Origin of the sequence: Pseudomonas sp. PDM31 (assembly GCF_019218965.1) — a bacterium.
GTDB lineage: Bacteria > Pseudomonadota > Gammaproteobacteria > Pseudomonadales > Pseudomonadaceae > Aquipseudomonas.
In genome coordinates, this window is sequence record NZ_JAHUWS010000006.1 from 331298 (window position 1) to 346171 (window position 14874).

16 protein-coding genes are annotated in these 14874 nt (G+C 59.7%); 9 read left to right on the top strand and 7 right to left on the bottom strand.

The annotated features are described in order from the left end of the window. Nucleotides 1–230: 230 nt before the first annotated feature. A complete protein-coding gene (mqo, locus tag KW839_RS14675; protein WP_060539440.1) occupies nucleotides 231–1739 on the top strand; it encodes a malate dehydrogenase (quinone) in 1509 nt (502 codons plus the stop codon). A gap of 64 nt (nucleotides 1740–1803) precedes the next feature. Here the strand turns inward: mqo and KW839_RS14680 are convergent, their stop codons facing one another. The 4 genes from KW839_RS14680 to KW839_RS14695 form a co-directional block, all read right to left on the bottom strand. Next, entirely contained in the window at nucleotides 1804–2091 is a 288-nt protein-coding gene (locus tag KW839_RS14680) for a PA4642 family protein (protein ID WP_060539439.1), read from the bottom strand. Nucleotides 2092–2154: 63 nt separating this feature from the next. Beyond that, complete coding sequence (locus KW839_RS14685; protein ID WP_060539438.1) at nucleotides 2155–2640, bottom strand: hypothetical protein; 486 nt, start codon at nucleotides 2638–2640, stop codon at nucleotides 2155–2157. Between the two features lie 183 nt (nucleotides 2641–2823). Further along, nucleotides 2824–3297, bottom strand: coding sequence for a WbuC family cupin fold metalloprotein (locus KW839_RS14690; RefSeq protein WP_060539437.1), 474 nt, complete (start codon nucleotides 3295–3297; stop codon nucleotides 2824–2826). 3 nt (nucleotides 3298–3300) lie between these two features. Then, on the bottom strand, nucleotides 3301–3858 hold the full coding sequence (locus KW839_RS14695; protein WP_060539436.1) for a hypoxanthine-guanine phosphoribosyltransferase: 558 nt from the start codon (nucleotides 3856–3858) through the stop codon (nucleotides 3301–3303). 172 nt (nucleotides 3859–4030) lie between these two features. Here KW839_RS14695 and upp point away from each other — a divergent pair, with 172 nt between their 5' ends. Both upp and KW839_RS14705 read left to right on the top strand, forming a co-directional pair. Next, nucleotides 4031–4669 carry a uracil phosphoribosyltransferase gene (upp, locus tag KW839_RS14700; protein ID WP_060539435.1) on the top strand — a complete coding sequence of 213 codons (639 nt, stop codon included), beginning with the start codon at nucleotides 4031–4033 and terminating at the stop codon, nucleotides 4667–4669. Between the two features lie 2 nt (nucleotides 4670–4671). Further along, the gene (locus KW839_RS14705) at nucleotides 4672–5946 is read left to right on the top strand and encodes a uracil-xanthine permease family protein (RefSeq protein WP_060539434.1); all 1275 of its coding nucleotides are present in this window, start codon (nucleotides 4672–4674) and stop codon (nucleotides 5944–5946) included. A 197-nt stretch (nucleotides 5947–6143) separates the two neighbouring features. On the opposite strand, the gene hemH is transcribed toward KW839_RS14705, so the two are convergent. Both hemH and KW839_RS14715 read right to left on the bottom strand, forming a co-directional pair. Then, complete coding sequence (gene hemH / locus KW839_RS14710; protein ID WP_218424714.1) at nucleotides 6144–7166, bottom strand: ferrochelatase; 1023 nt, start codon at nucleotides 7164–7166, stop codon at nucleotides 6144–6146. 13 nt (nucleotides 7167–7179) lie between these two features. Next, nucleotides 7180–8082: a TIGR01777 family oxidoreductase gene (locus tag KW839_RS14715; protein WP_218424715.1), complete on the bottom strand. Its 903-nt coding sequence runs from the start codon at nucleotides 8080–8082 to the stop codon at nucleotides 7180–7182. Between the two features lie 196 nt (nucleotides 8083–8278). Between KW839_RS14715 and KW839_RS14720 the strand changes: the two genes are divergently transcribed. From KW839_RS14720 to KW839_RS14745, 6 genes are all read left to right on the top strand, one after another. Beyond that, nucleotides 8279–9265 (top strand): NAD(P)/FAD-dependent oxidoreductase, encoded by a 987-nt coding sequence (locus tag KW839_RS14720; RefSeq protein ID WP_060539431.1) that lies wholly within the window; start codon nucleotides 8279–8281, stop codon nucleotides 9263–9265. Nucleotides 9266–9462: 197 nt separating this feature from the next. Beyond that, a complete protein-coding gene (locus KW839_RS14725; RefSeq protein WP_218424716.1) occupies nucleotides 9463–10422 on the top strand; it encodes a DUF523 and DUF1722 domain-containing protein in 960 nt (319 codons plus the stop codon). Continuing rightward, on the top strand, nucleotides 10422–11363 hold the full coding sequence (locus KW839_RS14730; protein WP_218424717.1) for a MerR family transcriptional regulator: 942 nt from the start codon (nucleotides 10422–10424) through the stop codon (nucleotides 11361–11363). The genes KW839_RS14725 and KW839_RS14730 overlap by 1 nt, the downstream gene beginning before the upstream one ends. 20 nt (nucleotides 11364–11383) lie before the next feature. Continuing rightward, nucleotides 11384–12838, top strand: coding sequence for a deoxyribodipyrimidine photo-lyase (gene phrB / locus KW839_RS14735; RefSeq protein ID WP_218424718.1), 1455 nt, complete (start codon nucleotides 11384–11386; stop codon nucleotides 12836–12838). 84 nt (nucleotides 12839–12922) lie between these two features. Continuing rightward, complete coding sequence (locus tag KW839_RS14740; RefSeq protein WP_060539427.1) at nucleotides 12923–13705, top strand: SDR family oxidoreductase; 783 nt, start codon at nucleotides 12923–12925, stop codon at nucleotides 13703–13705. A 122-nt stretch (nucleotides 13706–13827) separates the two neighbouring features. After that, on the top strand, nucleotides 13828–14133 hold the full coding sequence (locus KW839_RS14745; RefSeq protein ID WP_060539426.1) for a YkgJ family cysteine cluster protein: 306 nt from the start codon (nucleotides 13828–13830) through the stop codon (nucleotides 14131–14133). Nucleotides 14134–14260: 127 nt separating this feature from the next. On the opposite strand, the gene KW839_RS14750 is transcribed toward KW839_RS14745, so the two are convergent. After that, nucleotides 14261–14779 (bottom strand): acyloxyacyl hydrolase, encoded by a 519-nt coding sequence (locus KW839_RS14750; protein WP_060539425.1) that lies wholly within the window; start codon nucleotides 14777–14779, stop codon nucleotides 14261–14263. Nucleotides 14780–14874 lie beyond the last annotated feature (95 nt).

A 14874-nucleotide genomic window follows, 5' to 3' on the forward strand; every position in this document is an offset into this window, starting at 1 on the left:
TTGGTTGCACAAACGGATGTATCGACCATAAGTCGAATTGCCTCCCGCGCGCTGAAATGAGTTCATATGGCTCATAGGCCCGGCAGGTAGCGTCCGTCGAAGTTGCGAAAAATTGCGAAGATTCGGACATGGCGATCCTGCCATGAGTTTGAGGGGCATCACTGACTCGCCCCGGAACGCCTGGCAGCCATGCCGTCAATTTGGTGCTGCAGATTTTGGAGACGCGTTAAATGGCGCATAACGAAGCAGTCGACGTAGTACTGGTTGGGGCCGGCATCATGAGTGCCACCCTTGCAGTACTGCTCAAAGAGCTCGACCCCGCGATCAAGCTGGAAGTTGTCGAGCTGATGGATTCCGGTGCCGCGGAGAGTTCCAACCCGTGGAACAACGCCGGTACCGGTCACGCCGGGCTGTGTGAGCTGAACTACACGCCCCAGGCGGCTGATGGCACCGTCGACATCAAGAAAGCCGTACACATCAACACCCAGTTCGAGGTGTCGAAGCAGTTTTGGTCGTACCTGACCAAAAAAGGCACGTTCGGCTCGTGCAAAACGTTCATCAGCCCGGTGCCACACCTGAGTTTCGTACAGGGCGACAGCGGCGTGTCCTTCCTCAAGGAACGCTTCAAGGTGCTGAGCAAGCATCACGCCTTCGCCGACATGGAATACACCGAAGACAAGGCAACGATGGCGCAGTGGATGCCACTGATGATGCCGGGGCGTAATGCAGGCGAAACCCTTGCCGCCACCCGCGTGATCAATGGTACCGACGTGAACTTCGGCGCCCTGACCAACCAGTTGCTCAAGCACCTGACCAGTGCACCCGATGCCCAGGTCAAGTACTGCAAGCGCGTGACCAGCCTCAAGCGCAGCAACGGCGGCTGGACCGTGAGCATCAAGGACGTCAACAGCGGCAATACCCGTGAAGTCGACGCCAAATTCGTCTTCCTCGGCGCTGGCGGCGCGGCATTGCCGCTGTTGCAGGCCTCGGGCATCGAAGAAAGCAAAGGCTTCGGCGGCTTCCCGATCAGCGGCCAGTGGCTGCGCTGCGACAACCCGGAAGTGGTCAAGCACCACCAGGCCAAGGTCTACAGCCAGGCCGCCGTGGGTTCGCCACCGATGTCCGTGCCACACCTGGACACCCGTGTGGTCGATGGCAAAACGTCCCTGCTGTTCGGACCTTATGCCGGCTTCACCACCAAGTTCCTCAAGCACGGTTCGTTCATGGACCTGCCGCTGTCGGTTCGCGCCGGCAACATCGGCCCGATGCTGGCCGTGGCGAAAAACAACATGGACCTGACCAAGTACCTGGTCAGCGAAGTGATGCAGTCGATGGAGCAGCGCCTGGAATCCCTGCGTCGCTTCTACCCTGAAGCGAAAGCCGAAGACTGGCGCCTGGAAGTGGCCGGCCAACGGGTGCAGATCATCAAGAAAGACCCGAAGAAAGGCGGCATCCTGCAGTTCGGTACCGAACTGGTCGCGGCCAAGGACGGCTCCCTTGCCGCCCTGCTCGGCGCTTCGCCAGGCGCATCGGTGACGGTTTCGATCATGCTCGAGCTGATCGAAAAATGCTTCCCGAACAAAGCCAAAAGCGAATGGGCTGGCAAACTGGCGGAAATCTTCCCCGCCCGTGAAAAGGTTCTGGAAAGTGACGCGGCGCTGTATCGCAAGATCAACGCGCAGAACAACGTTGCCCTGGAACTGGTTGAAGCCAGCAGCGAGACCGAAAGCTACGCTTGATACGGCCGCATAAAAAAAACGCCCCATCGGGGCGTTTTTTTTGCCGGTCCTCTGTGAGCAGGTTTTAGGCGCGAGCCTTCTCGATCAGCTCGATGTACTCCGGCGCGTTGCGCTGATCCTTGATCAGGGCAATGAAGTCGTTGCCGTGCTCGTCTTTGCCGTTGACGTCAAAACCGGCCTCGACGAAGAACGTCAGGAACCGCTCGAAATCGTCGATACGCAGGCCACGATAAGCCTTGATCAGCTTGTGCAGGGACGGAGAAGTCGCGTCGACCGGTTCGAAATCGAGGAACAACTTGATCTGCTCATCGCCGATCTCATCACCAATCACTTGTTTCTTATCTTTACGCATTGCCGACTCCAGCTCGCAGACATTACACGGGGCGGGCAGTTTACCCCCGTGCAGGCTCGGGGCTCAACGCGGACGAATGCTGCCAGTGTGCAGATCGGCCCAGACATGGCCGTTGGCGTAACTGAGAAACTGGCAGTACACCGTGTCATTGCGCAGCAAATCGATCACCACGCGGTACTGAGCCAGCGGGTAGTACAGCGTCAGGGTCTTGCTCTGCTCGTCGTAGACCGGCTTTTTCAGGCTCTTGCTCTCGCCATCGAAATTGACCAGCACCTGATTGATCGTCGCGCCTTTATTCAGGGACTTGCCCTTGAGGCGAATCAACAGCGGCGAGGTGATCGGAATCGGCTGTTGACTGGATTGGCGCTGAGCGCCGACCACCACTGAATAATCGGTGACCTGCAGCAATTGCTGCTGCTCGGGCTCGGCAGCGCGCAAAGTGAGGTCGTCAGGCGGCAGGAACTGGCTGTGCATCGGCGCCGGGGCGGCGGCCAGAGGCAGACTGAGTGTCAACAACAGGGCGGCGCAGCAGCGGATCAAAACACTCATGGCAGGCTCCGGAGGGCGGGGCCGGGCACTCTAGCATGGGTATGGAAAAAACAACTGTGAACACCGCCCCCCTGTAGGAGCGAGCAGGCTCGCGATGGTCGTCAACGATAACGCTGGCAGCCTGACACCCCGCGGCGTTCTCTAACCCATCGCGAGCAGGCTCGCTCCTACAAGAGGGGGGGGTCAGTCGAACTGCGCGCGCATCCAGGCGTGATACTCGGCAACGCCAGGCTCGCCCTCACGAGGAGCCCAGTGAGCCAGCTCGCCCTCGCCAACAGGACGGTAAGGGCCAGCCTTGCATTCGAACATCAGGCTATCGGCTTCCAGCACCACCAGGCCGTGGAATACGCCGGTTGGCAGATCCACGCCCACACAGTCGCCACCGGCCTGCAGAACTGTCTTGCTCAGCACGGCACCGGTTTCGTCGAAAATCAGCACACCGAGGCGGCCTTTGAGGACCAGCAAGGTTTCGGCCTTGTTCTCTCCCAGATGGCGATGAGGCGGGATGTACGTGGATGGCTGCAACGCCACCGCCATACGATGGCAAGCCTCTTCCATCTGATGGAAGTTGTGGTGCTGTCGCCCACGAGGGTTAGCCGCAGCTTTTTCGGCCAACTGCGTAAACAGTGTTTGATCAAGAAAGCTCGGCGTCGCCATCGATTACATTCCTTTAACGGCAAAGATCCCGTTGGCGTTACGCCAGTAGCCTTTGTAGTCCATGCCGTAACCGAAGATGTAACGGTCAATGCACGGCAGGCCGACGAAATCGGCTTTCAGGTCCGGACGGGCCTTGCGGTCGTGGTCCTTGTCGATCAACACCGCGGTGTGCACGGCACGGGCACCGGCATGTTTGCAGAAGTCGATGATCGCGCCCAGGGTGTGACCTTCGTCGAGGATGTCGTCAATGATCAGCACGTCGCGGTCGATGAACGAAACTTCCGGCTTGGCTTTCCAGAACAGGTCGCCGCCGCTGGTTTCGTTGCGATAGCGGGTGGCGTGCAGGTACGACGCCTCCAGCGGGAAGTGCAGGTAGGTCAGCAATTTCCCGGAGAAAATCAGCCCGCCGTTCATCACGCAGAACACCACCGGGTTGCTGTCGGCCAACTGGTCGTTGATTTGTGCACCGACGCGGGCGATGGCCGCTTCGACTTCAGACTCGGTGTACAGGCAGTCAGCCTCTCGCATGACTTGACGGATATGCTCGAGATCAGCGGACATGGGGCTCTCCAGGGGATTAAGGGGGGGACGGTTCAGGAAAAGCGGGCAAAGGTACGCATCAAGCCCGGCCAGATCAAGCGTTTATGGACTAACGTACTTTATGTCTATAGGACATCACCCTCGGATAGATTAATCTAGGCCGGTTTTTTTGCCCGCCGCCGGAGCCTTTCCCATGCCCATCCTCGAGATCCGCCATCCGCTGATCCGTCATAAACTTGGCCTGATGCGCCGCGCAGACATCAGCACGAAGAATTTCCGTGAGCTCGCTCAGGAAGTCGGTGCCCTGCTGACCTATGAAGCCACCAAAGACCTGCCGCTGGAAACCTACGATATCGAAGGCTGGTGCGGCACTGTGTCGGTCGAGAAAATCGCCGGCAAGAAGATTACTGTAGTACCGATTCTGCGGGCCGGCATTGGCATGCTCGAAGGCGTGCTCAGCCTGATCCCGGGCGCCAAGGTCAGCGCCGTGGGTGTGGCCCGCAACGAAGAAACCCTGCAGGCGCACACTTACCTGGAAAAACTGGTTCCGGAAATCGACGAACGCCTGGCAATGATCATCGACCCGATGCTCGCCACCGGCAGCTCCATGGTTGCCACCATCGACCTGCTGAAGAAGGCCGGTTGCCGCGAGATCCGCGCCATGGTGCTGGTTGCCGCTCCGGAAGGCATCGCCGCAGTAGAAAAGGCTCACCCGGACGTGATCATCTATACCGCCTCCATTGATCAAAAACTGAACGAACACGGATACATCATCCCGGGCCTGGGCGATGCCGGTGACAAGATCTTCGGCACCAAGCAGAAGGACGCTTGACCATGCAGCAAGAGTTCAACGATCCGCTCTGGCGCACGGTGCTGTCCGGCGCGCAGATGCTGTTCGTGGCGTTCGGCGCCCTGGTATTGATGCCGCTGATTACCGGCCTTGACCCGAACGTTGCGCTGTTCACAGCCGGCCTGGGGACAATCCTGTTCCAGATCGTCACCGGGCGTCAGGTGCCAGTGTTCCTGGCATCGAGCTTTGCCTTCATTACCCCGATCATTCTCGCCAAGGGCCAGTTCGGCCTGGCCGCGACCATGGGCGGCGTGATGGCGGCAGGTTTCGTCTATACCTTCCTCGGCCTTGCCGTGAAGATCAAAGGAACCGGCTTCATCGACCGTTTGCTGCCTCCGGTGGTCATCGGTCCGGTGATTATTTCCATTGGCCTGGCCATGGCACCGATTGCCGCCAACATGGCGATGGGCAAGGCCGGTGATGGCAGCGAACTGATTCATTACCAGACGGCGATGCTGATCTCGATGCCGGCGCTGCTGACAACCCTGATCGTCGCGGTGTTCGGTAAAGGCATTTTCCGCCTGGTGCCGATCATTTCCGGCGTATTGGTCGGTTTTGCCATGGCGTTCTACTTCGGCGTGGTCGATACGGCGAAAATTGCTGCCGCCCCCTGGTTCGCCATCCCCGCCTTCACTGCTCCCGAATTCAACTGGCAGGCAATTCTGTTCATCGTCCCGGTCGCCCTGGCGCCGGCAATTGAACACATTGGCGGTGTGATTGCGGTGGGTAGCGTGACCGGTCGCGATTACCTGAAGAAGCCCGGCCTGCACCGCACCTTGCTCGGCGACGGCATTGCCACCACGGCAGCCGGTCTGTTTGGCGGCCCACCCAACACCACGTACGCCGAAGTGACTGGCGCGGTGATGCTGACCAAGAACTACAACCCGAAAATCATGACCTGGGCGGCGATCTTTGCCATCAGCCTGGCGTTCATCGGCAAGTTCGGCGCACTGCTGCAAAGCATCCCGGTGCCGGTGATGGGCGGGATACTCTGCCTGTTGTTCGGTTCGATCGCGGCGGTAGGGATGAACACACTGATCCGTCACAAGATCGACCTGGGCGAAGCGCGCAATCTGGTGATCGTCTCGGTGACCCTGGTATTCGGAATTGGCGGCGTGCTGATCGGCACCGGCACCGGCCCCGACGACTTCGGCCTCAAAGGCATTGCGCTGTGCGCGGTGGTGGCGATTGGCTTGAACCTGTTGCTGCCGGGCAATGACGGCTGGAAGCATAAGAAGGCGGATGAGCCGTTGCTCTAATAGTTCACTCGATCCCTGTGGCGAGGGGGCTTGTCGGACCGCCGCACCGCCCCGTTGGGTCGCGAAGCGGCCCTAAATCCGGCAAACGCGTTGCACCAGACACAATGCGTTTGCCGGGTTTACGACTGCTTCGCAGCCGAACGGGGCGGTGCGGCGGTGCGGCGGTCCGACAAGCCCCCTCGCCACAGTTTGTGTTCCTACAGTGACAACGGCGCTCTTTCGCACAAGGTGCTCAACGCCCGCGCCCACTGCGGGTCATCGTTGAGACACGGCACCAGCACCAACTCCTCCCCTCCTGCTTCGCGGAATTGTTCCAACCCGCGATCACCGATCTCTTCCAGCGTCTCGATGCAATCGGCGACGAATGCCGGGCACATCACCAACAACTTTTTCACACCATTTTTGGCCAGTTCATCGAGGCGCGCTTCGGTATAAGGCTCAATCCATTTCGCCCGCCCCAGCCGCGACTGGAACGACACCGACCACTTGCCGTCCGGCAATCCCATGCGCTTGGCAAACTCTGCCGCAGTACGCAGGCACTGGCCGCGATAACAGGTGGCGACCACTTCCGCTGGCGCACCGGCGCAGCAGTCGCCGCCGCCCTCGAAGCAGTGTCCTGGATTGAGCTTCTTCAGATGCCGCTCCGGCAAACCGTGAAAGCTCAACAGCAAGTGATCGAAATCCTGCTGCAGATGTGGCCTGGCTGTCGCCACCAATGCATCGAGATACTCCGGCTGATCGTAAAAAGGCTGGAGAACCGAGAGCTGCACATTGAGTTTATTCTCCCGCAGCACACGCTTGGCTTCTTCGATCACAGTGGTAGTGGTGCTGTCGGCGAACTGTGGATAAAGCGGCGCCAGGGTGATTCGTTTGTGCCCCGCTTCGGCCATGCGCACCAGCGTAGACTCGATCGACGGCTCGCCGTAGCGCATGGCCAACTCGACCGGGCCATGATGCCATTGAGCGGTCATGGCCTGTTGCAGGCGACGGCTGAGCACCACCAGCGGTGAGCCCTCCTCCCACCAGATCGAGGCGTAGGCATGAGCCGACTGTTCCGGACGCTTGATCAGGATCAGCGATACCAGCAAACGCCGCACCGGCCAGGGCAGGTCGATCACGTACGGGTCCATCAGAAATTGATTGAGGTAGCTGCGTACATCCGCCACCGAGGTGGAGGCAGGTGAACCCAGATTGACCAGAAGCAATGCGTGATCGGTCATGCAACATCCTATTTCAAAGGCGGCTGGACAGATCGTCCAACGCCGCGCGCAAATCCGTGAACTGAAAGATGAAACCGTCTTGCAACAAACGCATCGGGGTCGCCCGCTGGCCGCCCAGCAACAACAAGGACAACTCGCCCAGGCCTACCTTCAACACGAAGGACGGCATCGGCATGAACGCCGGACGATGCAGCACACTGCCTAGCGTGTTGGCGAACTCGCGGTTGCGCACCGGTGCAGGCGCGCACGCATTATATGGACCGCTGGCCTGATTGCGGTGCAGAAGAAAATCAATCAGTGCGATTTGATCCTTGATGTGAATCCACGGCATCCATTGCCGGCCGCTGCCAATCGGCCCTCCCAAGCCCAGTTTGAACGGCATTGTAAGCCGCGACAAAAAGCCGCCCTCTGCCGACAACACCAACCCGGTACGGATGAGGATTACGCGGATGCCCAAGGCTTCCGCGCGCTGGGCGGTCTCCTCCCAGGCGATGCACAGCTGACTGGCGAAATCATCGATGACTGGCGGTGACTCTTCGGTCAACTCGCGCTCACCGCCATCGCCGTACCAACCGATTGCGGAACCGGAGATCAGCACCTGTGGCTTGTGCTCTCGAGTCTCAAGCCAGGCCAGCAGGGTTTCGGTCAGCGTGATACGGCTGCTCCACAACACGGCTTTGCGTTTGTGCGTCCAGAGCCGGTCGGCAATCGGCGCACCCGCCAGATTGATAACGGCATCTACCGGTTCCTGCCCGACGTCCTCCAACCGGGCAATTCCCTGCACTTGAGCACCGCATGTTTTCGCGACTGTTTCAGGCTTGCGACTCCAGACGGTCAGACGATGTCCCTGGCTCAACCACAGCCGGCAGAGCTCACGTCCTATCAGACCAGTACCGCCGGTCAGCAATATGTGCATGACTTGTTCCTCGCGTGGCGTTTTACCCTGTCCGTTAGTCTATTTTTATAAGCAGGGATCTTTGGTATCGAGCAGGCGCTATGGTTAACAATAGGCCAAGCTGTCAGAACGAGAACGCTAAAAGTTATACCAAAAAACAATATTGTACAGGTTCAAAGCCCGGCGTAGTCTGTACAGAAAGGTAAACGAGGCCCCTATGACTGTACCTATCGCAATCATTGGCACCGGCATTGCCGGACTCTCCGCCGCCCAGGCCCTGACGGACTTCGGGCACAGGGTTCAACTTTTCGATAAAAGCCGCGGCAGTGGCGGGCGCATGTCGAGCAAACGCAGCGATGCGGGTGCGCTGGACATGGGCACCCAGTATTTCACTGCCCGCGATCGCCGCTTCGTAACAGAAGTTCAGCGCTGGCAAGTCAACGGCTGGGTAGCCGAATGGACACCGCAGCTGTACACCTACCATGGCGGCCAGCTCAATCTGTCGCCGGACGAGCAGACACGCTGGGTTGGCACACCGCGCATGAGCGCGATCACCCGCGCCCTGCTCGGCGACCTGGAGGTGCATTTCGCCTGCCGGATCACCGAGGTCTACCGCGGCGAAGAACACTGGCACCTGCAGGACGCCGAAGGCTTCACCCACGGGCCGTTCAGTCATGTCGTGGTCGCTACGCCAGCCCCTCAGGCCACGGCGCTGCTGGCCTCCGCGCCGAAACTCGCCGGAGCCGCCGCCGGGGTCAAGATGGACCCGACCTGGGCCATCGCCCTCGCCTTTGATACGCCGCTGGAAACGCCCATGGAAGGCTGCTTCGTCCAGGACAGTCCACTCGACTGGCTGGCCCGCAACCGCAGCAAACCGGGACGCGACAACAGCCTCGATACCTGGGTGCTGCACGCCAACAGTGCCTGGAGCCGCCAGCACATCGACCTGTCTAAAGAGGCAGTGATCGAACAATTGCATGGTGCGTTCGCCGAATTGCTGCACGACTCCATGCCCGCGCCTACCTTCAGCCTCGCCCATCGCTGGCTCTACGCCCGCCCCGCCAGCAGTCACGAATGGGGCACTTTGGCCGACGCCGACCTGGGCCTGTATGCCTGTGGCGACTGGTGCCTGTCCGGGAGAGTCGAAGGTGCCTGGCTCAGCGGCCAGGAAGCCGCCCGCCGGTTGCATGAGCATCTGCAATGATCCGTTGCCGCAGGTGTATGGGTGTGTATGCGAATACGGATGGTCGTGTAGGAGCTACCGAAGGCTGCTCCTACAGGGGGCGTTGATCAATCCAAAAAACTTGTACATATAGTTTGACTTGTACAGCTTCGAATCTAAGATGTAACAATGTTGTACAGATCCTCGTGGCTGTACAGGTTTGGATTCGAGGTACGCCGATGCTCCCCACTCCCGCGAGACCGAAAATCGCCATCAGCGCCTGTCTGATGGGGTTCGATGTGCGCTATAACGGCGGACACAAGGAATCCCGGCTGTGCACCCGCACCCTCACTGACTGCTTCGACTTCATCCCGGTTTGCCCGGAAGTCGCCATTGGCCTGGGCATTCCACGCCAGCCGATCAGGCTGGTAGGACGCGCGGAGCAACCCGAAGCCAGAGGCTCGGTCGATCAGTCTCTCGACGTGACCCAACCGCTGGCCGCCTATGGCCGGAAAATGGCTGCGGAACTCAATGACATCTGCGGCTACATCTTCATGCAGAAATCTCCTTCCTGCGGGCTGCATCGGGTCAAGGTCTACCACACCAATGGCACTTCGCAGGGCGATGACGGCCAGGGGATTTACGCTCGGGCCTTCTGCAGCCTGCACCCCGACTTGCCTGTGGAAGAGGACGGCCGGCTCAACGATCCGGTGCTGCGGGAGAACTTCATCACCCGAGTGTTCGCCTACAGCGCTTGGCAGCAACTGCTGGGGCGAGGCCTGACCCGGCGCGCACTCACAGACTTTCATTCGCACTACAAGTACCTGCTGATGGCCCACAACCCGGTGCAATACAAAGTGCTGGGTAATCTGCTGGGCAGCATGGGCGACACCGATCCGCAACAAATCGGCCCACGATACTTCAGCGAGTTGATGGCTGCTTTGAAAATATGCGCCACTCGCCGCACCCACACTAATGTCCTGCAACACATCAGCGGGTACCTGAAACGGGCGATCAGCGCCGAGGACAAACAAGAAGTGCAGTACGTCATCAGTCAATACCGCCTGGGCATCGTGCCGCTGGTGGTGCCGATGACGCTGCTCAAGCATTACTTTCGCCAACACCCGGACCCGTACATTGCACAGCAGGTTTACCTGCAACCGTATCCGGAATATCTCAGCCTGCGAAATGCCATTTAATGAAAAACACTGTCGATACCAGCGCCAGCGAAGACCTTGGCGATGACTTCAAAAAATCCCTGGACGATGGCTGGTTGCCGATTCGCGAGGTGGCACGCCAAACCGGAGTCAATGCCGTGACCTTGCGCGCCTGGGAACGGCGGTACGGTCTGATCGTCCCGCAACGCACGCCCAAAGGACATCGCCTGTTCTGCGCCGAACATGTAGAACGCATCCACAACATTCTTACCTGGCTCAATCGCGGCGTGGCGGTCAGCCAGGTCAAACAGCTGCTCGACACGCCGCTGGCGTTCAGCGAGTCCGTTGACAACGATTGGCACATATTGCTGCAAACACTGGTGCAAGCGGTCGCCCGACTCGACGAGCGCGTCGTTGATGACACGGTCAATCAGTCGATGGCGCTGTATCCGCCGCGAACGCTGTGCGAGCAACTGCTGATGCCATTGCTGGCGGTTCTGGAACAGCGCTGGCAGGGCCAGTTCGGTGCGCAGATGGAGCGGGTATTTTTTTATTCCTGGCTGCGTAGCAAATTCGGTGCGCGCATCTACCATAACAATCGTCAGTTGCGCACCGCCCCCTTGTTGTTGATCAACCATTCGGACCTGCCACTGGAGCCTCATTTGTGGCTTGCCGCCTGGTTGATCAGCAGTGCCGATTGCCCGGTGGAAGTTTTCGACTGGCCGCTGCCTGCCGGTGAACTAACGCTGGCCGTCGAACATCTACAACCCCGTGGCGTCCTGCTGTATTCCAGCAAGGCCATGAACCTGGCACAGCTGCCGCGACTGTTGAAAGGCGTGGGCTGCACAAAAATGATTGCCGGACCAACGGTATGCATCCACCACGCCGAGTTGTCCGCAAGCACCACAGGTATCGCTGATTTGTACCTGGCCGAAGATCCGTTATCGGCACATCGGGCGCTGATTCAGTGTGGGCTCATCTGATGAATCGAGCGGACTGCAAAATGCAATTGATCTGGCTGCGCAGCGACTTGCGCGTACATGACAACACCGCCCTCTCGGCCGCGGCTGCTCGCGGCCCCGTTGTCGCGGTGTATCTATTGAGCCCGGAGCAATGGCTGGAGCATGACGACGCGCCCTGCAAAGTGGACTTCTGGCTGCGTAACCTGCGCGCGTTGAGCCATGCGCTGGCCGCGTTGAACATTCCCCTGCTGATACGCAAGGCCACACGCTGGGATGACGCGCCGAACGTTCTGTTGGAGCTGTGCCGGCAGTTGCAGATCGATACGCTGCACCTCAACGAAGAATACGGCGTCAATGAAAGCCGGCGGGATGCTGCCGTAGACAGGGCGTTGACCAACGAAGGCGTTACGGTTCGCGCGTACCTCGACCAGTTGCTGTTCAAGCCAGGCAGCGTGCTGACCAAGACCGGTACTTACTTCCAGGTTTTCAGCCAGTTCCGCAAGGTGTGTTACGACCGCCTGCACCATTCGCTGCCCGGCTTGGTGCGTGCGCCGCTGGCGCAACCGTCGATGAATATTGTCAGCGACCTGATCCCCGAACATATCGAAGGCTTTGCGCCCCCCAGTGACAGTTTGCGCAACCTATGGCCGGCCGGCGAGGCTGAAGCACAACGACGCCTCGACAGCTTTACCGATGCCAGGATCGAGCACTACCAGAGCGACCGGGACTTCCCGGCGAAACCCGGCACCAGTCAACTCTCGGCCTACCTCGCCGCCGGTGTGATCTCGCCACGCCAATGCCTGCACGCCGCCCTGCAAAGCAATCACGGCGAGTTCGAGAGCGGCAAACCCGGTGCCATTACCTGGATCAACGAATTGCTCTGGCGCGAGTTCTACAAACACATCCTGGTGGGCTACCCACGGGTTTCCCGGCACCGCGCGTTCCGCCCGGAAACCGAAGCCCTGGCCTGGCGCGACGCCCCCGCGGACCTCGCGGCCTGGCAGTCGGGACGCACCGGGTTGCCGATCATTGATGCCGCCATGCGCCAACTGCACGAAACCGGCTGGATGCACAACCGCCTGCGCATGGTGGTGGCAATGTTCCTGAGCAAGAATCTGCTGATCGACTGGCGCGAAGGCGAGCGCTTTTTCATGCGTCACCTGATCGATGGTGACCTGGCCGCGAACAACGGCGGCTGGCAGTGGAGCTCATCCACCGGCACCGATTGCGCGCCCTACTTCCGGATTTTCAATCCGCTGAGCCAGTCGGAAAAATTCGACCCGAATGGCGTGTTCATCAGGCACTGGCTTGCGCAGCTGACTGAACTGGACCGAAAGGATGTGCACAACCCTGCTGCGCGTGGCTTGTTTGGTGTCGCGGACTACCCGCCACCGATCGTCAATCTGAGCACGTCCCGCGAGCGTGCCCTGAGCGCCTTCAGGAATCTGCCATCACGACAAGACTGCGCCGATCCGGTCGGCAGTGACTATGAGTAGTTGCCTTCAACGGTTCGCCAAGTTGGCAAAAAAACGACTGCGCCAGGCGGCCCTCCCTGCCGCCTGGCAGAAAAGGAGATCTGAATGAGTCGAACACCCGCACGACGATACTGGCTGACCGGAGCGAGCAGCGGTGTTGGCGCCGCACTGGCCGCAGAAATTCTCAAAACCGGCGCGCAACTGGCTGTCAGCTCCCGCTCGAAAGCGCCACTGAATGCGTTGGCGCAACGTTTTCCAGGACAAGTGCTGGTGGTGGCCGGGGACCTGACCAACAGTCAGACCGTACGCGAAATCGGCGAGAAGATCGCAGAGCAATGGGGCTCACTGGACACACTCATCCTCAATGCGGGTACCTGCGAGTACGTGGACGCCAGGCAGTTCGACGCATCGATCGTCGAGCATCTGATACGTACCAACCTGCTGGCCAGCAGTTTTTGTGCCGAAGCAGCCCTGCCCCTGTTGCGGGCCGGCACCACACCGCATCTGGTGGGCATGGCCAGTTCGGTCACCTACCTGCCCTTGCCCGGAGCGGAAGCTCATGGCGCCTCAAAGGCCGGCTTGCCCTACCTGTTCGACTCCCTGCGCATTGAGCTGGCCCCGGAAGGCATCGACGTTACGGTGATAAACCCTGGCACTGTCGAAACGCCGCTGGCCGCCAGCCGCGACTTTTCCATGCCGTTGAGCTGGACGGTGGACAAAGCCGCGCGATACCTCTTCGAAAAACTCAACGAGCGCCCGGCGGAAATTGCCTTCCCCGCAGCGTTCATGGCTACCCTCTGGCCACTTTCCAACTTGCCTGCACGGGTAAAACTGGCGATCGGCAATCGCATCGTGCGCAGTAATCCGCCGATCATGGACCGGCCATAAACCATCCCGACGACCTTTCACCCCGTGACGCAGCCATGAGGTCGCTGCGATGCGTGAACGCCCGGACGGGCGTCCGTCAGTGCTTTTACACAGCAGCCGATGACTGACTTACACTGCGCGCCATGAATACCATCCCCCACACGCAAATCGCGGACCCGGCAATCACCTGCTCGACCTGTGCAGCCTGCTGCTGTCAGCTCGAAGTCATGCTGATCACCGACACGGGTGTGCCTGAACGCTTCATCGATACCGATGACTGGGGCGGGGAAGTCATGCTGCGCCTGGATGACGGCTGGTGCGCAGCCCTGGATCGCAACACGATGATGTGCACCATCTACGAAAAGCGCCCGCTGATCTGCCGGGAGTTCGAGATGGGGGCGCCGGAATGCATCGAGGAGCGCCAGGGGATTTCTACGGCGTATCGCTAAACGAGAATGTGGGAGCGGGCTTGCTCCCAACGGCATTGCGACGAAAGCGGTGTGTCAGTCACATCAGTGTTGAATGTTAATCCGCTTTCGCGAGCAAGCCCGCTCCCACATTTAATCGAGTCTCGTCTTACAGCGGCATGGTGTAGTGCAACGCGTAACTTTCTATACCATCGTTTGGACTTGTGATCCCGGCGTTGGAATAGTGAGTTGCACGAACACCCACTTCATGACCACCGGCAAAGCGCAGCCCGACACCGAAACGGTCTTCGAACTGAAAGGCACTGCCCAGATCGTTGCCTTCGACTTCGGTACTGGAGAACAACGCCACACCGACGCCGAATTCGACATAGGGTTTGACGCTGTCACCGGCAAATTCGTAAACCAGCACCGGGGAGAGCGACAGGCTGTGGTTGCTCGAGGTCTCCTCACCATCCCAGTAGGTGTAGGCGCCGCTCCAGTAGCCGGTCAAACGACCGACATCACTCTGTAACCAGCTCTGGTCCCAATCCGATTGCATGCCCAGGCGGTAAGTCATGGTTGATTCGCCGGTCTGGCCAACCGAGAACTCAACACCTGTCGCCTGCGCGGTAAAACTTTGCCCCATTAGTGCGGCCGCAATCGCGGCCAAGCAGAATAGTCGCTTCACTAGAAACTTCCCTTTCCGAACGATTTCGTATGGTTTTTTGGTGCCCAGCAATCAAAGCTATAGAAGTCGGCGCTCAATCAGGAGTTCACTCCGAC

What these genes read in the sequence shown, in the direction of transcription:
- mqo (WP_060539440.1), top strand. Translation starts at nt 231, where the DNA reads ATGGCGCATAACGAAGCAGTCGACGTAGTACTGGTTGGGGCCGGCATC.
- KW839_RS14680 (WP_060539439.1), bottom strand. Translation starts at nt 2,091, where the DNA reads ATGCGTAAAGATAAGAAACAAGTGATTGGTGATGAGATCGGCGATGAG.
- KW839_RS14685 (WP_060539438.1), bottom strand. Translation starts at nt 2,640, where the DNA reads ATGAGTGTTTTGATCCGCTGCTGCGCCGCCCTGTTGTTGACACTCAGT.
- KW839_RS14690 (WP_060539437.1), bottom strand. Translation starts at nt 3,297, where the DNA reads ATGGCGACGCCGAGCTTTCTTGATCAAACACTGTTTACGCAGTTGGCC.
- KW839_RS14695 (WP_060539436.1), bottom strand. Translation starts at nt 3,858, where the DNA reads ATGTCCGCTGATCTCGAGCATATCCGTCAAGTCATGCGAGAGGCTGAC.
- upp (WP_060539435.1), top strand. Translation starts at nt 4,031, where the DNA reads ATGCCCATCCTCGAGATCCGCCATCCGCTGATCCGTCATAAACTTGGC.
- KW839_RS14705 (WP_060539434.1), top strand. Translation starts at nt 4,672, where the DNA reads ATGCAGCAAGAGTTCAACGATCCGCTCTGGCGCACGGTGCTGTCCGGC.
- hemH (WP_218424714.1), bottom strand. Translation starts at nt 7,166, where the DNA reads ATGACCGATCACGCATTGCTTCTGGTCAATCTGGGTTCACCTGCCTCC.
- KW839_RS14715 (WP_218424715.1), bottom strand. Translation starts at nt 8,082, where the DNA reads ATGCACATATTGCTGACCGGCGGTACTGGTCTGATAGGACGTGAGCTC.
- KW839_RS14720 (WP_060539431.1), top strand. Translation starts at nt 8,279, where the DNA reads ATGACTGTACCTATCGCAATCATTGGCACCGGCATTGCCGGACTCTCC.
- KW839_RS14725 (WP_218424716.1), top strand. Translation starts at nt 9,463, where the DNA reads ATGCTCCCCACTCCCGCGAGACCGAAAATCGCCATCAGCGCCTGTCTG.
- KW839_RS14730 (WP_218424717.1), top strand. Translation starts at nt 10,422, where the DNA reads ATGAAAAACACTGTCGATACCAGCGCCAGCGAAGACCTTGGCGATGAC.
- phrB (WP_218424718.1), top strand. Translation starts at nt 11,384, where the DNA reads ATGCAATTGATCTGGCTGCGCAGCGACTTGCGCGTACATGACAACACC.
- KW839_RS14740 (WP_060539427.1), top strand. Translation starts at nt 12,923, where the DNA reads ATGAGTCGAACACCCGCACGACGATACTGGCTGACCGGAGCGAGCAGC.
- KW839_RS14745 (WP_060539426.1), top strand. Translation starts at nt 13,828, where the DNA reads ATGAATACCATCCCCCACACGCAAATCGCGGACCCGGCAATCACCTGC.